Origin of the sequence: Brucella ciceri (assembly GCF_041930145.1) — a bacterium.
GTDB classification, from domain to species: Bacteria; Pseudomonadota; Alphaproteobacteria; order Rhizobiales; family Rhizobiaceae; genus Brucella; species Brucella intermedia.
Genome location: NZ_JBHEEV010000006.1, coordinates 310,562 through 328,484 on the forward strand (window position 1 = coordinate 310,562; position 17,923 = coordinate 328,484).

Sequence of the window (17,923 nt, forward strand, 5' to 3'; positions counted from 1 at the left end):
GCTCAGCCGGAACACCCAGGGAGAACCGACAGATGCATATTGCACACAAGCTTTTCAGGACCACCGCCTTTGCCGCGCTCGCGCTTTCGGTGTTCTCCACCGCCGTTCAGGCGGCTTGTACGCAGAACCGCGCGATTTATCGCGATCGCGACGATGCCTACACGCTGACCTTCCGTCCGGAGCAGCCGAATGATCTGAAAATGACACCGGCGCCGACCAATGAATTCACCATCACGGCCAACGACAAGCCGGAGTTCAAGCTGAGCGGCATGGTGATCTGGCCGGAGGAGGGCGTGGCGCGCCCCTATGCCTTGCTGACCTTCAACTGCAAGGGCGATGGTTCCAATCCGGAAGACCTCGACGATTGCAGCATCTGGCAGAGCGTCATCTATGCCTTGAAGGAAGGCGCGGAAGCCGAGGTGCTGCCCAAGGCGGAAGAACCGGCGGCGCAGGCGATCCTGCTGCCCGATCTGGTGACGGCGCTCGACGGTTATGATTTTGGAGCGGCAAAACCCGAAAAGCCGCTGCAGTGGGAAGTGTTCCGCTTTCAGGGATGCACGCCCGACCAGGAATGACCGGCTCCTGAAAAATGCCGGTTGCATGTGAATAATAGCGGATGAAGGGCATCGCCGGATGAACCGGGTCGCCCGAAAGCGTTCAGGACAGACTGAAGAAGGATAGTTCAATGTCATACGATGTGGTTGTCATCGGTACGGGCCCCGGCGGTTATGTCGCCGCGATCAAGGCTGCACAGCTTGGTCTTTCCGTTGCTGTTGTGGAGAAGCGCAAGACCTTCGGTGGCACCTGCCTGAATATCGGCTGCATTCCCTCCAAGGCGCTGCTGCATGCATCGGAAGTTTTTGCCGAAGCCGGTCATTCCTTCGATACGCTCGGCGTGGAAGTGACGCCGAAGCTCAATCTGGGCAAGATGCTGGCGCACAAGGATGCGACCGTGAAGTCCAACGTCACCGGCGTTGAATTCCTGTTCAAGAAGAACAAGATCACGTCCTTCATCGGCACCGGCAAGATCGTAGCCAAGGGCAAGGTTTCCGTGACCGCCGAAGACGGCAAGGTCGAGGAAATCGAAGCAAAGAACATCATCATCGCCACCGGCTCCGACGTCGCCGGCATTCCCGGCGTCAAGGTCGATATTGACGAGAAAGTCATCGTTTCCTCGACCGGCGCGCTTTCCTTCGACAAGGTTCCGGGCAGCCTGATCGTCGTCGGCGGCGGCGTGATCGGCCTCGAACTTGGCTCCGTCTGGGCGCGTCTCGGCGCCAAGGTAACGGTCGTGGAATATCTCGACAAGGTGCTCGGGCCCATGGACGGCGAAGTGTCGAAGCAGTTCCAGCGTCTCCTCGAAAAGCAGGGCATTGCCTTCAAGCTCGGCGCCAAGGTGACCGGCGTGGAGAAGGCAGGTAAGGGCGCGAAAGTGACCTTTGAACCGGTAAAGGGTGGCGCGGCTGAAACGCTTGAAGCCGATGCCGTTCTGATTGCGACCGGCCGCCGTCCTTACACGGACGGTCTCGGCCTGCAGGAAGCTGGCGTGAATGTCGATGATCGCGGCCGCGTTGCCATCGACGGTCACTGGCGTACCAATGTCGAAGGCATCTATGCCATTGGCGACGTGGTGCAGGGTCCGATGCTGGCGCACAAGGCCGAAGACGAAGGCATTGCGGTTGCCGAAATCATTGCCGGTCAGGCCGGTCACGTGAATTTCGATGTCATTCCGAGCGTCGTTTACACGCAGCCGGAAGTGGCTTCCGTCGGCAAGACCGAAGAAGAGCTAAAAGCTGCCGGTATCGAATACAAGATCGGCAAGTTCCCGTTCACGGCCAATGGTCGCGCACGCGCCATGCTGCACACGGACGGGTTCGTGAAGATCCTCGCCGACAAGGCGACGGACCGCGTCCTGGGCGCTCATATCCTCGGCTACAATGCCGGCGAAATGATCCACGAACTGGCTGTTCTGATGGAGTTCGGCGGATCGTCGGAAGACCTGGCCCGCACCTGCCACGCGCATCCGACTATGTCGGAAGCCGTGCGCGAATCCGCCCTGGCGACCTTCGCCAAGCCGATCCATATGTGATCGGCCATTATATGGAACTGCAAAAGGCCCGCAGATGCGGGCCTTTTTTCGATGTCTAGAGCATTTCCGACGATTCTGTCAGAACAGGAACCGCTCTAGTTTTGCGCTGGCGGGCTGGCCGGGGGAGCCGGAGCAGGTGTTGCAGGCTCGCTCTGCGTCGCAGGGGGAGGCGAAGGTGGAGCGGCTGTGTCTGTCCCGCTGCCGTTGCGGTAAAAGAAATAAGCCAGGATGATTATCGCCGCCAGCAGCACCGCGCCAAGCAGATAGCCGCTTCCGCCGCGCGCGGGCGGTGGCGGCGGCATCCCGGATGGGTCCGAAAGCCTGGGGTCGGTTGTCGTGCGCGGGTCGTTGTTCCGCGGGTCATTGTTTCGCGGGTCGAGGGGGTCAACCATATCGGGTCCTCCAATGGTCCCTTCCGCCATCGAAACGACAGTCGGGAAGTGACAGTTGGCCGGGCATTGCGTGTGATCCTCGGGCAATCGATGTTCCGACCGCCTCGAATGCGTGCCGTCATGCGCTGCAATAACAAACCCGGTGTATATCAATGCGAAAAAGAGCGGATAGTTCCAGAAGCGCTAATATGCGTACGAGCCAGTACGAATAGACGTGCGGAGCGGGGCGGCGGCGCTGGTGTTAACGCAAGAGAAACTGCGCATCATTTATGTATATTCAATCCCGGATGCGATCTGCTGATCGAAAATATGATCGATCAACTGGCTATCCGGGCTTTATCACTGTAAAGCACTGATAAGGCAGGATCGTTACAAGCGATCAGAGACGACGCCGAAATTTTGAGGAATGACATTATGCCGTCGAAAGAAAACCTGAAAACCATTGAACGCTTCGAGAAACTTTCGTCGCTTCTGCGCGATGAACAGTTCAAGCTTCTGGATGAGGCGGCTCGGGAAGAAGCGCTTCCGGGAAAATCCATATTGAGACAGATTGCCGAACTCGAACTCAATATAACCGCCATCGAGAACAGCATCACGGACCTGAAAGCCGGCTAGAGCATTTCCTGCAACACCGGAAATGCTCTATCGACGATTATAGCGGAACCACCCGATAACCCTTTGCACGCAGCAATTCGATTACCCCATCCGCGCCCGGCAGATGCAGCGCGCCAACGGCAATAAAGGCATTTCCCTTGTCGATGATCGGGACGGCGCGATCAGCCATGACGTGATTGCGGTCCGAAATGAGATATTTTAGAAATAAATCATAGTCCTCGTCGGAAAGGTTGTCGGGAACAATCTTCCGGAGCGTCGGCATGATCATCCCGATCTCGCCCTTGAGATAAAGTGCAGTCATTGTCTCCATGGCATTCTCGATCCCGTCACCATAATCGATGGTAGCCACAAGGCTGCGGACATGGAAATCGAGCGGCATCCGGCTCATCGCCAGGAGCTGTTCTTCCGCACTTTCAAGGCCCTGAACATCGCGGCCCTCGGCCTGCGCGTCGAGAGCAAGCTTTTCATCGAGCGATTTCTCGCCCTCGCTTTTGCGCTGTCTCTCGCATTTGGGAAACGTCAGCAGGCTGGATAGGACCCAGGGTTTCATTGTGGCGACCGCGTCGAGAATGATGCCGCGTTCTGCAAGCTTCCGTTCGATCTCGTCACGCTGCTCTGCGGGAAGATGGGATTTGAGCGTGGTGCCATCGGTGAAGAGCAGCAGGTCGGGATGTTCGAGCCTGACACGCAGGAAAAACTTCGGGTCCAGCATATCCGTCGTTTCCACGACAACCGTGTTCGCCGATCGATAGGCCGTGTCGGTCGCTTTCGGCAATGTCATGACGCGGGGATCGGAAAAATGTATCGTGCCGAAGAGATAGGATGGCTCGATGCCCTCTTTCTCGATTTTCCAGAGGAGCCCCGTGCGATTGGGAACCTTATCGGCTTCGCGCTGCAATTCCTGCCAGCTAACCGGGTCTTTCGCCTCAAGTCCTTCCATGAGGTTGACGCCGTGTGGGGTACAGGTAGCCGCGGCAGGGGCATTGTCGGCGCGAGCGGCGATGGAGCCTGCAAGACAGGCAAGGAGAAGGGTCAGAAACAGCTTTTTCATGAGGGCAATATAGAGCCGGTTTTCACGGATGCCAGACCAATATCAAGCGCGCGGGTGCGCCTTGTCGTAAACTTCCAGCAATCGCTCTGTATCCACGCCGGTATAGACCTGTGTCGTGGAAAGGCTGGCGTGGCCAAGCAGTTCCTGAATGGTGCGCAGATCGCCGCCGCGTCCCAGAAGGTGCGTTGCAAAGGAATGGCGCAGCGCATGCGGCGTCGCGCTGTCCGGCAGGCCAAGGCCAGCGCGCAGTTTCTGCATTTCACGCTGGATGATCGCCGCATGAAGAATGCCGCCCTTGGCGCCGCGAAACAGCGGTTTGTCGGCCGAAAGATCGAATGGGCAAAGCGTCCGATACTGCGCTACAGCGCGATGCACCACCGGCAGCAACGGCACGAGGCGGGCTTTGTTGCCCTTGCCGGTAATGGTGATGGAAAGGGCGGTGCTGTCGGATAATGCGTCACCCGTCAGGCCGAGCGCCTCGGAGATGCGCAGGCCGCAACCATAGAGCAAGGTCAGAACGGCGGCGTTGCGCGCGGCAATCCATGGCTCCTCCGCCAGTTGCCCGTCGGCGGCAACCACGCGGCGGGCATCTTCGGCGGTCAGTGGCTTGGGCAGTGATTTCGGCTGTCGCGGCGCGCGCATCGCGCTCGCGCCTGCGGCATTGGCAAGACCGCGTTTTTCCAGATGACGCAGCAGCGAGCGCACGCCCGCAAGTCCGCGCCCCAGCGTTCGCGCGCCGACGCCTTCGTTGCGGCGGCTGGCCAGGAACGAGCGCAGATCGGCGATCCGCAGATTGCCGACATCCTTCAGCGACGGCGGTTCGCCCAGATGGCCGGTCAGGAAATTGAGAAACTGGCGCGTATCGCGCTCATAGGCATCAAGCGTATTTTCCGACAGGCGCCGCGCATCTTTCAGCGTCTTCAGCCATTCTTCCCTGGCGGCTGCGAGGTCGGCGCGGGCAGGGATCAGAAATTCGCTGTTCGTCGTCATAATCGGGCCGATCGTTCACTCTGGATTCGCAAGGCAGTCTGCCAGCGATAGGTTACCGGCTGGTTTTCGTGGGTTGAAGAGCGCTTTTGTGACGAAATGACGTGAAAAAGGCCAACGAAAGAGCTATTGAACGAAAAATAGTTCTCTCCGTGCAGCAAAAAACAAGGTTGGCAATGCCGCGTCCAGAAAACCCGATCCAACTCGCCGTCATCGGTGCCGCCCATGGCACGCGCGGTGAAGTGCGAGTGAAGACCTTTACCGGCGATCCGCTGGCCATCGCCGATTACGGCCTGCTTTATGACGAACAGGGCAAGAGCTACGAAGTTCTGGAAGCGCGCCCGGCCAAGACGGTCGTGGTCGTGCGTTTCAAGGGCATCAACGACCGCAATGCGGCCGAGGCGCTGAACGGGACCGCGCTTTTCATCGACCGCTCGCAACTGCCGGATGACGAACTGGACGAAGACGAATTCTACCAGACCGATCTGATCGGCTTGCTGGCGGTCGATGCGGAAGGCAAGTCCTATGGCGTGGTGAGCGCCCTGTTCGATTTCGGCGGCGGCGATCTCATCGAGCTTTCCGAAAAGGGCAAGCGTCCCATGCTCATTCCGTTCACGGAAGCGGCCGTACCGGAGATCGACTTCGACAAGGGCATATTGCTGGTCGAACCCCATGCCGCCGGACTGATCGCCGAGGATGAGGACGAGCGCCCGCAGGGCGAAAAGAAAAAGCCGAAGAAGTGATGACCGAAGTTCCAAAGGTCACGGACGAGGCCGGTTTCTTTCATGCCTCCGTGCTGACGCTTTATCCGGAAATGTTCCCCGGACCGCTTGGCGCCTCGCTTGCCGGCAAGGCGCTCGCTGAAGCGAAATGGCGGCTCGATGCGGTGCAGATTCGCGACTTTGCGGAAGGGCGGCACCGTATGGTGGATGACACGCCTTCTGGCGGCGGCGCCGGCATGGTGATGAAGCCGGATGTTATCGCCCGTGCACTGGATTCAGTCGCCGACGGTCGCCGCCCGATGCTCCTGATGAGCCCGCGCGGAAAACCGCTGACACAGAAGCGCGTGCGCGAACTGGCCGACGGGCCGGGCGCGATCATTCTGTGCGGTCGTTTCGAAGGCGTGGATGAGCGCGTCATTGAAGCGCGCGATCTCGAGGAAGTTTCGATCGGCGATTACATCCTGTCGGGCGGAGAGACTGCGGCCATCGTGCTGCTCGATGCTGTTGTGCGGCTCTTGCCGGGCGTGATGGGCAATCGCGAATCCGGCGAGACGGAAAGCTTCGAGACCGGCCTGCTCGAACATCCGCATTATACCCGCCCGCAGGTATGGGAAGGAAGATCGATTCCGGAAATCCTGACGTCGGGCAATCATGGCGCCATCGACAAATGGCGACACGAGCAGGCGGAACGGATCACCAGGGAGCGGCGTCCCGATCTTTGGGAAGCCTATGGCGAGGGCAAGCGCAAATGAATCTGATCCAGCGGCTCGAAAGTCTTTCTCTCGCACTGCTGGCGCTCGGAGCCTATTGGGTCAGCGGCGCGAGCTGGTGGCTGTTTGCCATCCTCATCCTTGCGCCCGATCTTTCATTCTTCGGCTATATGAAGGGGCCGCGTACCGGCGCGGTCATCTACAATATGGCCCATAGCTGGATCGGCGTCGTGTTTGTGGCGGTGTTCGGCTGGGCCATGAACTGGCCGCTCTGCTTTGCAATTGCGCTGATCTGGGCCGTGCATATCGGCGTCGACCGCGCACTCGGTTTCGGCCTCAAATATGGATCGGGTTTCAAGGATACGCATCTGGGCCGCATCTGAGGCGATTTTGGCGTCCTGATATTGATTCATCGCCGGCAATGGTGTATTGCCGCGCCAGTTCGGGCTAGTCCCGACATTGTAATATCCCGTTCGGGCAAAGCCCGATACGTCCTAAACCAATAAATGGTGTACCGCTCCTGCCTGAATTTGAAGGCATAGCCACAGGGCCAAGGATTGCTTGGTGGCAAGTGCAGAGCGCTCTGACTGTTTGAGAAGAATTCAGAAGGAGAAAGACGATGACCGATATCATTCGTCAGCTTGAAGCCGAACAGGCAGCAAAGATCGAAGAAAAGCGCAAGCTTCCGGATTTCCAGCCAGGTGACACCGTTCGCGTTCAGGTTCGCGTTACCGAAGGTACGCGTACCCGCGTGCAGGCCTATGAAGGCGTCTGCATTGCCCGTTCCGGCGCTGGCCTCAACGAAAACTTCACCGTTCGCAAGATTTCCTACGGCGAAGGCGTGGAGCGCGTATTCCCGGTTTACTCGCCGATCGTAGAAGGCGTTGAACTGGTTCGCCGCGGCAAGGTTCGTCGCGCGAAGCTTTACTATCTGCGCGGCCTCACGGGCAAGGCTGCCCGTATCGCTGAAAAGAAAGACAACCGCACCAAGGCCGAGCGCGAAGCCGACAAGGCTGCCGCTGCCAAGGCCGAAGCTGCCAAGGCTGCTGCTGAATAAGTTTCACAGCGATCTGTTTGGAAAAGGCGGCCTTTGGGTCGCCTTTTTTATTTGCCAAAAGCAAAGGGTTGCGTAACATATCGCATATTTCCGCCAACATCTCGCAAGATTGTTACTGCGACACCCTGTTGCGGTTTCACTTTCTTGACGAAGCGTGACGGCGGGTGCATATGACAGGAAGTTAGAGCGGTTCCAGCCAAGGCTTGAAGCGCAGGAATCGCTCTGGCTGTTTTTTTCACGCATTGGCCCATGCAAAACCCGTTTCACATTTTGCTGGAAATGCTCTCGAACTAATCAAAGGACCTCTCGCAATGAGCGCGCCGCGTACACTTTATGACAAGATCTGGGACGACCATGTAGTGGATCAGCAGGAAGACGGAACCTGCCTCCTTTATATTGATCGCCATCTTGTGCACGAAGTGACGAGCCCGCAGGCTTTCGAAGGCCTGCGCATGGCTGGCCGCAAGGTGCGCCATCCTGAAAAGACGCTGGCCGTTGTCGATCACAACGTGCCGACCTCGCCGGACCGCATCAACGGCATCAAGAACGAGGAAAGCCGCATTCAGGTCGAGGCTCTGGCGAAGAATGCCGCCGATTTCGGCGTCGAATATTATTCCGAGCGCGACAAGCGTCAGGGCGTCGTGCACATCGTCGGTCCGGAGCAGGGCTTCACCCTGCCGGGCATGACCATCGTCTGCGGCGACAGCCACACGTCCACGCACGGCGCTTTCGGTTCGCTGGCGCACGGTATCGGCACGTCCGAGGTGGAGCACGTTCTGGCAACCCAGACGCTGATCCAGAAGAAAGCCAAGAACATGCTGGTGCGTGTGAATGGCAAGCTGGCGCCCGGCGTCACCGCCAAGGACATCACGCTCGCCATCATCGGTGAAATCGGCACCGCAGGCGGCACTGGCTATGTGATCGAATATGCGGGCGATGCCATTCGCTCCCTGTCGATGGAAGGCCGCATGACTGTCTGCAACATGTCGATCGAAGGCGGCGCACGCGCCGGCCTGATCGCGCCGGACGAAACGACCTTCGCCTATATCAAGGACAAGCCGCGCGCGCCGAAGGGCGAAGCGCTGGAACAGGCGATTTCCTACTGGAAGACGCTGCATTCGGATGAAGGGGCGCATTTCGACAAGATCGTCGAACTGGACGCTGCCAAGATTTCGCCGGTCGTTTCCTGGGGTTCCTCGCCGGAAGACGTGGTCTTCGTCACCGACATCGTTCCGAATCCCGACGAGATCAAGGATGAGACCAAGCGTGCATCGAAGTGGCGTGCGCTTGACTATATGGGCCTGAAGCCGGGCATCAAGATGACCGACATCAAGATCGACCGCGTGTTCATCGGCTCGTGCACCAATGGCCGCATCGAAGACCTGCGCGATGCCGCCCGCATGGCCGCTGGCAAGAAGGTTGCCGCCGGCGTAAGCGCCATGATCGTACCGGGCTCTGGTCTGGTAAAGGAACAGGCGGAAGCCGAAGGTCTGGACAAGATCTTCATCGAAGCCGGTTTCGACTGGCGCGAGCCGGGCTGCTCGATGTGCCTTGCCATGAATGACGACCGCCTGAAGCCGGGCGAGCGTTGCGCATCGACCTCGAACCGCAATTTCGAAGGACGCCAGGGCTTCAAGGGCCGCACGCATCTCGTGTCGCCAGCCATGGCAGCCGCTGCCGCGATTGCCGGACATTTCGTCGACATTCGCGAGTGGAACTAAGGTTCCCCCGCAGGCTTTCAACTGATCAAACCGCCGGTTCATCCCCGGCGGTTTTTCTTTAGATGTATATTAGCATGTTTTTCACGCTTTGATTGTATGGAGGGGTGGGGTGGCTGGCGTCTGGGAAGACTTTGACAGCCGGCATGGGAAGAGAATCGATGAATGGAGCCGACTTTATCCTTCTGATTAACATGACCGTTTCAGGTCTGTTTGCTTTCGCGTTCCTCGGCATAGCCGTATACGCGCGGGATAATGCGGCGGCGCCCGTCTTTGCCTTCGGCTTTATTTTCGCAATGCTCTATTTCCTCACAGAGCTTGCCATGCCTTCCATTCCCAATCCCCGCGTGGGCTATATGCTCGCCTTCACGACCTACTATCTGGCATTGTCCTGTCTGGTCATCGGTCTGGCACGCATGTATGCCCGGCCCGTGCCGTGGATCGCGCTCGGAGTTCTGACTGTTGCATCGCTCGCGATGGTTTACGGCATATATGACGTCGCCCGCAGCCAGATGCTCGGCATGCTTCTCTATCAGACGCCTTATTTCCTCATTCTGCTTCTAGCGGTGTGGGTGATCCTGCGGGTGGATCGCAACGGCGTAGATACCTTGATGGTGGTGCTGTTCAGCATCAGCGCCCTCCATTTTCTGTTCAAGCCGGTCATCGCCATGCTGGCGGGAGGGACAGGCGTAGAACCGAGAGATTACATCGATACGACCTATGCGATGTTTTCGCAGTCCATCGGGGCGGCTCTTTCCGTTGCTGGTGGTTTGCTCCTGCTGTTGAGCCTGATGCGGGAACTGATCGCCAATATGCTGATACGCTCCGAGACGGACCAGCTGTCGGGATTGCTCAACCGGCGCGGTTTCGAGTTTCGCGCCGAAGCCGCAATTGAAAAGTCGAAGCGCATGCGGCAGGCCCTGTCGCTGGTCCTGTGCGACATCGATCATTTCAAGGCGATCAACGATACGCATGGCCATGCGCTGGGAGATCGCGTCATTGCGGCGTTCTCTGCCGAACTGCGCAAGGCAGCGAACGGTAAGAACGGAATTTCGGCCCGCATAGGCGGTGAGGAATTTGCGATCATCCTGCCGGGAAACACGATCCAGTCAGCATGGCGATTCGCGGAAAAGGCCCGGCTTGTCTGCCGCGATATCCATATTCCCGGGCGAAATGGCGCAATTGTCTTTACCGCGAGCTTCGGCATCGCGGAAATGGAATTCGATGACGTGTTTTCCGATCTCTACAAGCGCGCGGATGGTGCGCTTTATGAGGCGAAGAAGGGAGGGCGCAACTGCGTCCGCAGCGCGCTTCCGATACTGGTGGATGAAAACGTTCTGGAACTTCGTTCAATGACCGGGCGCTGAACGACGCTGTTCGTAGCGGCAACCCGGATGATCCAGAACCGGCGTTTCCCCGCGGTCGATCCCATACATGAAAGAGCGTCCACGCAGCACGACCGCGCTTTCGCAATTGCTGTTGGGCTTGGCCACGATGTGGGCGATGGCATTATCGCGTGGCGCAGAAATTATCCGCAAGTGCTGCGGCGGCGCAGAAACAGGCTGCACGGTTCCGACCCGGATGATTCTGGCACCATTATCCGGCATCTGGATGACGAGGTTCCCCGATGCATCGATGGAACGCATCGCATCGCTGGCCAGCGTGGGGCTGGTCAGTGCAAGCGCCCCGACGACAACCACGCCAAGCATTGCCGGTCTGCGTTTTGCCATCGTTGTTCGAGCCTCATCGTCCGTGACCACCAAGAGAATGAGGACTATCTTAACTCTTTCTTTACCTTTGTCATCCGTGCTGGCTACAATCGAACCGGTCTTCCGGTGCGCTGCTGCTTCGCAGGCGGCGCATGGAAGAACTGGAAACGCCAAGGAACGTCCAATGACCAAAGATCATGCCGTCGATATTGCGCTCCTCCATCTGCGGGATGCCCATGAGTTCGCGCCGCTGCTGGCAAGCTACGCGCAGGCGCTGAAGCGCGGTGCGCCACGCCGCCCCGATGATTTTTATGCCGAGCACCTGCTTCAGGACCGCGCCGCTGAAACGCTGGGGGCCCGGGTCGACGGAAATCTGGTCGGCTTCGTGATCTTCTACGATCTGCCCGAACCGGTGACGGGCCTGCGTGCAGGACAGGTCGATCATATCTATGTCCACCACGATCATCGCGGGAAGGGTATCGCCAAGGCGTTGATCGACGTCCTTGCCGACAAGGCCGAGGAGCGCAGCTGGTCCAAGCTGGTGCTGAATGCCCCGCGCGTTCCGGAAGACGGGCGCAAGCTCTATGAACAGATCGCCACGGCTGCCGACTGGTCGAGCTATGTGATTCGATTCGGCAACTGATCGATTTCCTGAAAGTTGATGAAATTACACATGTTTTTGCCGGTTGCGGTCTTCAATCGTTTGAATGCCGCAATCACGCGAATGTGTCGCCCAGGTGCGACCAATTGTTAGTCTTTTCGTGAAAAAGCTTCTTTGACGTGATGGTAAAAGCGCAGTAGAAAGCGCCACATAGGGCCGTACGCCACGGTCCAGCCATATTTTCTTGGGTCGTACCGGCGCGGGATCGTAAAGTCCGGTTCCCTGTGTCTCGGACGGCATCGAACCAGGGTTCGGGAGAACCCGCAACCCGGCTGCCTTGCTGATGATCGTCAGCCGGGTGTGGCCGGAGAGAAACGTCAGGGAAGCCTACAGAGCCATGACACAACCGACTGTAACGCGCCAGCGTCCTTTGTCGCCGCACCTGTCTATCTACAAGCCGGTCATTACGATGACGATGTCCATCGTCCATCGCATCACAGGCGGCGCACTTTACTTCGGCACCCTGCTGCTGGCGGCCTGGCTGATTTCGGCTGCGGTCAGCGAAGAGTGCTTCAACACCGTCAATGCATTGTTCTCGTCCTGGATCGGCCGCCTGATCCTGTTCGGCTATACCTGGGCGCTTCTGCACCATCTGGCCGGCGGTGTCCGCCACCTGATCTGGGATACGGGTGCAGGCCTTGAAAAGCACACCGCTTCCAGGATCGCCTGGACGACCGTCGTATTCTCCGTCATCGCCACGATCCTCGTCTGGGTCGTCGCCTATTCGGTGCGCTAAGGGGAGCTGGTTTCATGAACGGTATGAACAAGGATATGCGCACCCCGCTCGGCAAGGTCCGGGGTCTGGGATCGGCCAAGGAAGGCACCGGCCATTTCTGGTATCAGCGCCTGAGCGCGGTCGCCCTCGTGCCGCTGGTCATGTTTTTCATCGGTCTGGTCGTTTCGCTCAATGGCGCAAGCTATGCGGAAGTCCGGGCTGCATTGTCGCATCCATTCACTGCAATCGTGATGGCGCTGTTCGTCCTGACCGGCGTCTATCACATGCGTTTGGGCATGCAGGTCATTATCGAAGATTATGTGCATGGCGAAGGCATGAAGGTCGTGCTGGTGATGCTGAACAGCTTCTTTACGGCTGTTGTCGGCTTCGCCTGCATTTTTGCGATCCTCAAGCTGAGCTTCGGAGGTTGATAGCCCGATGGCTAGTGCAGTAAACAATGCGGCGCCTGCCGCTGCAAGCAAGTACACCTATGTCGATCACAAGTTCGACGTGGTGGTCGTCGGGGCTGGCGGTGCGGGCTTGCGCGCAACGCTCGGCATGGCCGAGCAGGGCCTGAAGACGGCTTGCATCACCAAGGTTTTCCCGACCCGTTCGCATACTGTCGCCGCGCAGGGCGGCATTGCCGCCTCGCTCAAGAACATGGGCCCGGACAGCTGGCAGTGGCACATGTACGATACCGTCAAGGGATCGGACTGGCTCGGCGACACCGACGCGATGGAATATCTGGCGCGTGAAGCGCCTGCCGCCGTCTATGAGCTTGAGCACTACGGCGTGCCGTTCTCGCGTACCGAGGAAGGCAAGATCTATCAGCGCCCGTTCGGCGGTCACATGCAGAATTTCGGCGACGGTCCTCCGGTCCAGCGCACCTGCGCTGCCGCCGACCGTACCGGTCACGCGATCCTGCACACGCTCTACGGCCAAAGCCTGAAAAACAACGCGCAGTTCTTCATCGAATATTTCGCGCTCGATCTCATCATGACCGACGGTGTGTGCACCGGCGTCGTGGCGTGGAACCTCGATGACGGCACTATCCATCGCTTCTCCGCCAAGATGGTGGTTCTGGCCACGGGCGGTTATGGCCGCGCCTATTTCTCGGCAACCTCCGCGCATACCTGCACCGGCGACGGTGGCGGCATGGTGGCGCGCGCCGGCCTGCCGCTGCAGGACATGGAATTCGTGCAGTTCCATCCGACCGGCATTTATGGCGCTGGCTGCCTTATTACTGAAGGCGCACGCGGTGAAGGCGGCTATCTCGTCAATTCCGAAGGCGAGCGCTTCATGGAGCGCTATGCGCCATCGGCCAAGGACCTTGCCTCGCGTGACGTTGTTTCGCGCTGCATGACCATGGAAATCCGTGCTGGTCGCGGCGTCGGCAAGAACAAGGATCACATCTTCCTGCATCTCGACCATCTCGATCCGGCTGTTCTGCATGAACGCCTGCCGGGTATTTCGGAATCGGCCAAGATTTTCGCAGGCGTGGATGTGACCAAGGAACCGATCCCGGTTCTGCCGACCGTTCACTACAATATGGGCGGCATCCCGACCAATTACTGGGGCGAGGTGCTGAACCCGACCGCCGACGATCCGGACCGCGTACAACCGGGCCTGATGGCCGTCGGCGAAGCGGGCTGCGCTTCGGTGCATGGGGCAAACCGTCTCGGCTCCAACTCGCTGATCGATCTGGTGGTGTTCGGCCGTGCGGCTGCAATCCGCGCCGGTCAGGTCATCGATCGCAAGTCGAAGATTCCCGATCTCGACCTCGCTGCCTGCGACAGGATCATGGAGCGCTTTGATCGCCTGCGTTTTGCCAACGGCTCCCAGCCGACCGCGGAACTGCGCGAAAAGATGCAGCGCACCATGCAGGAAGATGCCGCCGTGTTCCGCACGTCGGAATCGCTCAAGCAGGGCGTCGAGCGCATGGAAAAGCTCTGGCATGAACTGCCGGACATCAAGGTCACGGACCGTTCGATGATCTGGAACTCCGATCTGGTGGAAACGCTGGAGCTGGAAAACCTGATGGCCAATGCGCTGACCACGGTTGTTTCGGCGGAAGCGCGTCAGGAAAGCCGCGGCGCCCATGCGCATGAGGATTTCCCGGATCGCAACGATGCCGAGTGGCGCAAGCACACCCTGTCCTGGCTGTCGCCGGATGGCAAGGTCAAGCTTGACTATCGCCCGGTCCACCTCGATCCGTTGACGACGGAAGAGGAAGGCGGCATCAGCCTCGCCAAGATTGCGCCGAAGAAGCGCGTTTACTAATCAAGGGAAAGAGCAATGGTTGAACTCGCACTTCCCAAGAATTCCCGCATTCAGGAGGGCAAGACCTGGCCCCGGCCTGATGGCGCCAAGCGCGTCACGGAATTCCGCATCTATCGCTGGTCGCCGGACGACGACGCCAATCCGAGCATCGACACCTATTATGTCGATCGCGACGATTGCGGCCCGATGGTTCTGGACGGTCTTCTCTATATCAAGAACAAGATCGATCCGACGCTGACGCTCCGCCGTTCCTGCCGCGAAGGCATTTGCGGTTCCTGTGCCATGAATATCGACGGCGCGAACACGCTTGCCTGCACCAAGGGCATGGACGACATCAAGGGCGCCATTAAGGTTTACCCGCTGCCGCATATGCCGGTGGTGAAGGACCTCGTGCCGGACCTCAACAATTTCTACGCTCAGCACCGTTCCATCGAGCCCTGGCTCAAGACGGTTTCGCCGGAGCCGCAGAAGGAGTGGCTGCAGAGCCATGAGGATCGCCAGAAGCTCGACGGTCTTTATGAATGCATCCTGTGCGCCTGCTGCTCGACCTCGTGCCCGAGCTACTGGTGGAACGGCGACCGTTATCTCGGGCCCGCCGTGCTGCTTCAGGCCTATCGCTGGCTGATCGATAGCCGCGACGAAGCCAAGGGCGAACGCCTCGACAATCTCGAGGACCCGTTCCGGCTCTATCGCTGCCACACGATCATGAACTGCGCACAGACCTGCCCGAAGGGTCTGAACCCTGCCAAGGCGATCGCCGAGATCAAGAAGATGATGGTCGAGCGCCGCGTGTAATCGCGGCAATCGCCTGTCTTTTTAGTCCCTGTCGGCCTCCGGCCTCCGCGCCTCTTGTGCCGAGATCAAGAAGATGATGGTCGAGTGCCGCGTGTAGTTGCGCGCTCGTTCCACGAACCAAAAGGGGAAGGTCCAAACCTTCCCCTTTTTCTTTACCTGAACTTTGGTACATCTTCGCCGAAGGCTTGATCTTTATAGCGGCGCCGATATCTCATTAGGCATATCCATCGGAGACAGGGCAATCATGCTCGATCATATCGGCTTCAACATTTCCAGCATGCCCAAGTCGCGGGCTTTCTATGATGCGGCGCTGGCACCGCTCGGCATAGGCCGGGCCATGGAGTTCGGCGATTGGGTGGGGTATGGCCGCAATGGCAAGCCGGAATTCTGGATCGGCAAGCAGAAAGGCGCGAAGCTTGAGGGCGTGCTTCATGTCGCATTTTCGGCTGGCACCCGCTCCGAGGTTGACCGCTTTTATGAAGCAGCGATAGCCGCAGGCGGCAAGGACAATGGCAAGCCCGGCCTGAGGGCCGATTATCACCCCGACTATTACGCCGCCTTCGTCATCGATCCGGACGGTCACAATATCGAGGCCGTCTGCCACCTGCCCGAATAAAGAAGCGGGCTTGCGCCCGCTCTTCGTTGGCGTGTCTTATACCTGTTCAGACGAGTTTTGCGTCCAGCGTCACCTCGATAGCGCCCAACGCTTTGGAGAGAGGGCAGGACTGCTTGGCCTTGGTGGCAAGCGCTTCAAAATCCTCCGCCGAGATTCCGGGTATCGTGGCACTCAGCGTCAGCGCGCTGCGGCTGATTTCAAAACCGCCACCGGCTGCGGGGCCGACCGTGACGGCGGCAGTCGCTTCCAGTTTTTCCGGCGGGGTGCCGTGTTCGGTCAGGAGTGCGGAAAGCTGCATGGCGAAGCAGCCTGCATGCGCTGCTCCCAGAAGTTCTTCCGGGTTGGTGCCGGAGCGACCGCTTTCGTCCTGAAAACGGGCCTTGAAATCATAAGGCAGATCCTTCAACGCGCCGCTTTGCGTGTTGAGGGTGCCCTTGCCTTCCTTCAGTGTGCCTTGCCAGACGGCGGTTGCTTTTCTGTCCATGGGAAGCTCTCCTCTCGGTTGGGATTTCCGCTTCCGATATAGGGCGGCAGGGGAGCGGGTCCAGCGCTCAGATGGACTGGCCCTTCAGCAGGCGCGGCGTATCGCCGGAAAGACCGGCTGCCTGCTTGATGAAGAAGGATTTCAGTACCGGAACCCGGTCGACGAGACCCAGGCCGATATCGCGGATCGAGCGGACTGCTGGATGGTCGTTGGAGAAAAGTCGGGTCAGGATATCTGTCGTCACGCCCATCTGGACAGTGTCGAAGCGGCGCCAGGACTGGTAACGTTCCAGAGCGGCAAATGAACCGATGTCGAGGCCGAGCCTGTCGGTTTCGACCACGACCTCCGCGATTGCGGCAGCATCGCGGAAACCGAGATTAAGCCCCTGACCTGCGATGGGGTGGATGCGGTGGCCTGCATCGCCCACCAGCACGAAGCGCGGCTTCACGAATTCACGCGCCAGCGTTAGGCCGAGCGGGAAGGCGCGGCGCGGACCTTCGACATGCAGGGCGCCCAGACGATGACCGAAGCGCTGTTCCAGTTCGGCTTCGAATACGAAGTCGTCTTCGCGAATGAGGCGCTCGGCATCCGAGGTACGCTCGGTCCAGACGAGCGAGCTGCGATTGCCCTTCAACGGAAGGATCGCAAAAGGTCCGGCCGGGAGAAAATGCTCATCGGCCCGGCCGCCATGCGGCAGTTCATGCGCGACATTGCAGACGATCCCGGACTGGCCGTAATCCCAGTTGACCGTCTTGATGCCAGCCAGGTCGCGCAGGCGGGAGCGCGCGCCATCTGCGGCGATCAGCAAGCGCGTTTCAAGCGTGTCTCCATTTGAAAGCGTGACGGTCACTCCTTCCGGGAGCGTATTGAAACTATCCACGCTGGTGGCTTCGAGGAAGGTGATGCCGAGCGTTTCGGCCTTGTTGTGAAGGGCGGTGTTGAGAACGCGGTTTTCCACCATATGGGCAAAGGGTTCGCCGGGCTCGACTTCGCCTTCAAAAGTCAGGAACACCGGGCGCACGGGATCGGAAGTGCGCGAATCGGTGATGACCATTTCCGTTATGGGCTGTGCCTCGGGAAGGATTTCCTGCCAGCAGCCGAGCTGGTCCAGCATGCGTGAGGCAGCGGCGGCGATGGAGGAAGCGCGCGGGTCGTTCTTCCAGGCACCAGCCGGTGCGCCGTCGATCACGGTGAGGACGAGGTGCGGCGCCGCCGATTTGATCGCAACCGCCGTGACAAGCCCGACATAGCCGCCGCCCGCAATCACCACATCGTTATTGCGCGGCGCGTCCACTTTTTTCTGGCCAGCCATTGTCGTTCCT

Annotated in this window: 21 protein-coding genes; 15 read left to right on the plus strand and 6 right to left on the minus strand. The window is 59.2% G+C overall.

Translation table 11 applies throughout. From position 1 onward, the window contains the following. Nucleotides 1-32 precede the first annotated feature (32 nt). On the plus strand, nt 33-575 hold the full coding sequence (locus tag JNC63_RS14495) for a hypothetical protein (protein ID WP_063619766.1): 543 nt from the start codon (nt 33-35) through the stop codon (nt 573-575). Between the two features lie 110 nt (nt 576-685). Beyond that, entirely contained in the window at nt 686-2,089 is a 1,404-nt protein-coding gene (gene lpdA / locus JNC63_RS14500; protein WP_006467984.1) for a dihydrolipoyl dehydrogenase, read from the plus strand. Between the two features lie 95 nt (nt 2,090-2,184). On the opposite strand, the gene JNC63_RS14505 is transcribed toward lpdA, so the two are convergent. Next, a complete protein-coding gene (locus tag JNC63_RS14505) occupies nt 2,185-2,481 on the minus strand; it encodes a hypothetical protein (protein ID WP_063619765.1) in 297 nt (98 codons plus the stop codon). A gap of 414 nt (nt 2,482-2,895) precedes the next feature. Between JNC63_RS14505 and JNC63_RS14510 the strand changes: the two genes are divergently transcribed. After that, nucleotides 2,896-3,096 carry a hypothetical protein gene (locus JNC63_RS14510; protein WP_006470960.1) on the plus strand — a complete coding sequence of 67 codons (201 nt, stop codon included), beginning with the start codon at nt 2,896-2,898 and terminating at the stop codon, nt 3,094-3,096. A 37-nt stretch (nt 3,097-3,133) separates the two neighbouring features. Here the strand turns inward: JNC63_RS14510 and JNC63_RS14515 are convergent, their stop codons facing one another. Both JNC63_RS14515 and JNC63_RS14520 read right to left on the minus strand, forming a co-directional pair. Further along, complete coding sequence (locus JNC63_RS14515; RefSeq protein ID WP_063619764.1) at nt 3,134-4,147, minus strand: TraB/GumN family protein; 1,014 nt, start codon at nt 4,145-4,147, stop codon at nt 3,134-3,136. 42 nt (nt 4,148-4,189) lie between these two features. Further along, nucleotides 4,190-5,137 carry a tyrosine recombinase XerC gene (locus JNC63_RS14520; RefSeq protein ID WP_006467980.1) on the minus strand — a complete coding sequence of 316 codons (948 nt, stop codon included), beginning with the start codon at nt 5,135-5,137 and terminating at the stop codon, nt 4,190-4,192. Nucleotides 5,138-5,310: 173 nt separating this feature from the next. Here JNC63_RS14520 and rimM point away from each other — a divergent pair, with 173 nt between their 5' ends. The 6 genes from rimM to JNC63_RS14550 all read left to right on the plus strand — a co-directional run bounded on the left by rimM (nt 5,311) and on the right by JNC63_RS14550 (nt 10,708). Next, the gene (rimM, locus tag JNC63_RS14525) at nt 5,311-5,877 is read left to right on the plus strand and encodes a ribosome maturation factor RimM (protein ID WP_063619763.1); all 567 of its coding nucleotides are present in this window, start codon (nt 5,311-5,313) and stop codon (nt 5,875-5,877) included. Continuing rightward, nucleotides 5,877-6,608 carry a tRNA (guanosine(37)-N1)-methyltransferase TrmD gene (gene trmD, locus JNC63_RS14530; RefSeq protein WP_063619762.1) on the plus strand — a complete coding sequence of 244 codons (732 nt, stop codon included), beginning with the start codon at nt 5,877-5,879 and terminating at the stop codon, nt 6,606-6,608. The genes rimM and trmD overlap by 1 nt, the downstream gene beginning before the upstream one ends. Continuing rightward, complete coding sequence (locus JNC63_RS14535; RefSeq protein WP_021587480.1) at nt 6,605-6,949, plus strand: DUF4260 domain-containing protein; 345 nt, start codon at nt 6,605-6,607, stop codon at nt 6,947-6,949. Before trmD ends, JNC63_RS14535 begins: the two co-directional genes overlap by 4 nt. A 236-nt stretch (nt 6,950-7,185) precedes the next feature. After that, nucleotides 7,186-7,623, plus strand: coding sequence for a 50S ribosomal protein L19 (gene rplS, locus JNC63_RS14540; protein WP_006467977.1), 438 nt, complete (start codon nt 7,186-7,188; stop codon nt 7,621-7,623). A gap of 311 nt (nt 7,624-7,934) precedes the next feature. Then, entirely contained in the window at nt 7,935-9,344 is a 1,410-nt protein-coding gene (gene leuC / locus JNC63_RS14545; protein WP_006470956.1) for a 3-isopropylmalate dehydratase large subunit, read from the plus strand. Between the two features lie 158 nt (nt 9,345-9,502). Then, a complete protein-coding gene (locus JNC63_RS14550; RefSeq protein WP_006470955.1) occupies nt 9,503-10,708 on the plus strand; it encodes a GGDEF domain-containing protein in 1,206 nt (401 codons plus the stop codon). Here the strand turns inward: JNC63_RS14550 and JNC63_RS14555 are convergent. Beyond that, nucleotides 10,691-11,071 (minus strand): hypothetical protein, encoded by a 381-nt coding sequence (locus tag JNC63_RS14555; RefSeq protein WP_230349483.1) that lies wholly within the window; start codon nt 11,069-11,071, stop codon nt 10,691-10,693. The two genes, JNC63_RS14550 and JNC63_RS14555, sit on opposite strands and share 18 nt — an antisense overlap. A gap of 163 nt (nt 11,072-11,234) precedes the next feature. Here JNC63_RS14555 and JNC63_RS14560 point away from each other — a divergent pair, with 163 nt between their 5' ends. From JNC63_RS14560 to JNC63_RS14585, 6 genes are all read left to right on the plus strand, one after another. Further along, on the plus strand, nt 11,235-11,693 hold the full coding sequence (locus JNC63_RS14560; RefSeq protein WP_006470954.1) for a GNAT family N-acetyltransferase: 459 nt from the start codon (nt 11,235-11,237) through the stop codon (nt 11,691-11,693). A gap of 355 nt (nt 11,694-12,048) precedes the next feature. Then, the gene (gene sdhC / locus JNC63_RS14565; protein WP_006470953.1) at nt 12,049-12,447 is read left to right on the plus strand and encodes a succinate dehydrogenase, cytochrome b556 subunit; all 399 of its coding nucleotides are present in this window, start codon (nt 12,049-12,051) and stop codon (nt 12,445-12,447) included. A 14-nt stretch (nt 12,448-12,461) separates the two neighbouring features. After that, a complete protein-coding gene (gene sdhD, locus JNC63_RS14570; RefSeq protein ID WP_021587476.1) occupies nt 12,462-12,857 on the plus strand; it encodes a succinate dehydrogenase, hydrophobic membrane anchor protein in 396 nt (131 codons plus the stop codon). A gap of 7 nt (nt 12,858-12,864) precedes the next feature. Further along, nucleotides 12,865-14,706, plus strand: coding sequence for a succinate dehydrogenase flavoprotein subunit (gene sdhA / locus JNC63_RS14575; RefSeq protein WP_006467971.1), 1,842 nt, complete (start codon nt 12,865-12,867; stop codon nt 14,704-14,706). A 15-nt stretch (nt 14,707-14,721) separates the two neighbouring features. Beyond that, entirely contained in the window at nt 14,722-15,501 is a 780-nt protein-coding gene (locus JNC63_RS14580; protein WP_006467970.1) for a succinate dehydrogenase iron-sulfur subunit, read from the plus strand. A gap of 244 nt (nt 15,502-15,745) precedes the next feature. Beyond that, nucleotides 15,746-16,117: a VOC family protein gene (locus JNC63_RS14585; protein WP_006470952.1), complete on the plus strand. Its 372-nt coding sequence runs from the start codon at nt 15,746-15,748 to the stop codon at nt 16,115-16,117. A gap of 46 nt (nt 16,118-16,163) precedes the next feature. Here JNC63_RS14585 and JNC63_RS14590 read toward each other — a convergent pair whose 3' ends face one another. Beyond that, on the minus strand, nt 16,164-16,601 hold the full coding sequence (locus JNC63_RS14590) for an OsmC family protein (RefSeq protein WP_063619761.1): 438 nt from the start codon (nt 16,599-16,601) through the stop codon (nt 16,164-16,166). 67 nt (nt 16,602-16,668) lie between these two features. Beyond that, nucleotides 16,669-17,913 carry a ubiquinone biosynthesis hydroxylase gene (locus JNC63_RS14595; protein WP_025089932.1) on the minus strand — a complete coding sequence of 415 codons (1,245 nt, stop codon included), beginning with the start codon at nt 17,911-17,913 and terminating at the stop codon, nt 16,669-16,671. Nucleotides 17,914-17,923: the final 10 nt, after the last annotated feature.

Coding starts and splice junctions, on each gene's coding strand:
- JNC63_RS14495 (WP_063619766.1), top strand. CDS start 33: ATGCATATTGCACACAAGCTTTTCAGGACCACCGCCTTTGCCGCGCTC.
- lpdA (WP_006467984.1), top strand. CDS start 686: ATGTCATACGATGTGGTTGTCATCGGTACGGGCCCCGGCGGTTATGTC.
- JNC63_RS14505 (WP_063619765.1), bottom strand. CDS start 2,481: ATGGTTGACCCCCTCGACCCGCGAAACAATGACCCGCGGAACAACGAC.
- JNC63_RS14510 (WP_006470960.1), top strand. CDS start 2,896: ATGCCGTCGAAAGAAAACCTGAAAACCATTGAACGCTTCGAGAAACTT.
- JNC63_RS14515 (WP_063619764.1), bottom strand. CDS start 4,147: ATGAAAAAGCTGTTTCTGACCCTTCTCCTTGCCTGTCTTGCAGGCTCC.
- JNC63_RS14520 (WP_006467980.1), bottom strand. CDS start 5,137: ATGACGACGAACAGCGAATTTCTGATCCCTGCCCGCGCCGACCTCGCA.
- rimM (WP_063619763.1), top strand. CDS start 5,311: ATGCCGCGTCCAGAAAACCCGATCCAACTCGCCGTCATCGGTGCCGCC.
- trmD (WP_063619762.1), top strand. CDS start 5,877: ATGACCGAAGTTCCAAAGGTCACGGACGAGGCCGGTTTCTTTCATGCC.
- JNC63_RS14535 (WP_021587480.1), top strand. CDS start 6,605: ATGAATCTGATCCAGCGGCTCGAAAGTCTTTCTCTCGCACTGCTGGCG.
- rplS (WP_006467977.1), top strand. CDS start 7,186: ATGACCGATATCATTCGTCAGCTTGAAGCCGAACAGGCAGCAAAGATC.
- leuC (WP_006470956.1), top strand. CDS start 7,935: ATGAGCGCGCCGCGTACACTTTATGACAAGATCTGGGACGACCATGTA.
- JNC63_RS14550 (WP_006470955.1), top strand. CDS start 9,503: ATGAATGGAGCCGACTTTATCCTTCTGATTAACATGACCGTTTCAGGT.
- JNC63_RS14555 (WP_230349483.1), bottom strand. CDS start 11,071: ATGGCAAAACGCAGACCGGCAATGCTTGGCGTGGTTGTCGTCGGGGCG.
- JNC63_RS14560 (WP_006470954.1), top strand. CDS start 11,235: ATGACCAAAGATCATGCCGTCGATATTGCGCTCCTCCATCTGCGGGAT.
- sdhC (WP_006470953.1), top strand. CDS start 12,049: ATGACACAACCGACTGTAACGCGCCAGCGTCCTTTGTCGCCGCACCTG.
- sdhD (WP_021587476.1), top strand. CDS start 12,462: ATGAACGGTATGAACAAGGATATGCGCACCCCGCTCGGCAAGGTCCGG.
- sdhA (WP_006467971.1), top strand. CDS start 12,865: ATGGCTAGTGCAGTAAACAATGCGGCGCCTGCCGCTGCAAGCAAGTAC.
- JNC63_RS14580 (WP_006467970.1), top strand. CDS start 14,722: ATGGTTGAACTCGCACTTCCCAAGAATTCCCGCATTCAGGAGGGCAAG.
- JNC63_RS14585 (WP_006470952.1), top strand. CDS start 15,746: ATGCTCGATCATATCGGCTTCAACATTTCCAGCATGCCCAAGTCGCGG.
- JNC63_RS14590 (WP_063619761.1), bottom strand. CDS start 16,601: ATGGACAGAAAAGCAACCGCCGTCTGGCAAGGCACACTGAAGGAAGGC.
- JNC63_RS14595 (WP_025089932.1), bottom strand. CDS start 17,913: ATGGCTGGCCAGAAAAAAGTGGACGCGCCGCGCAATAACGATGTGGTG.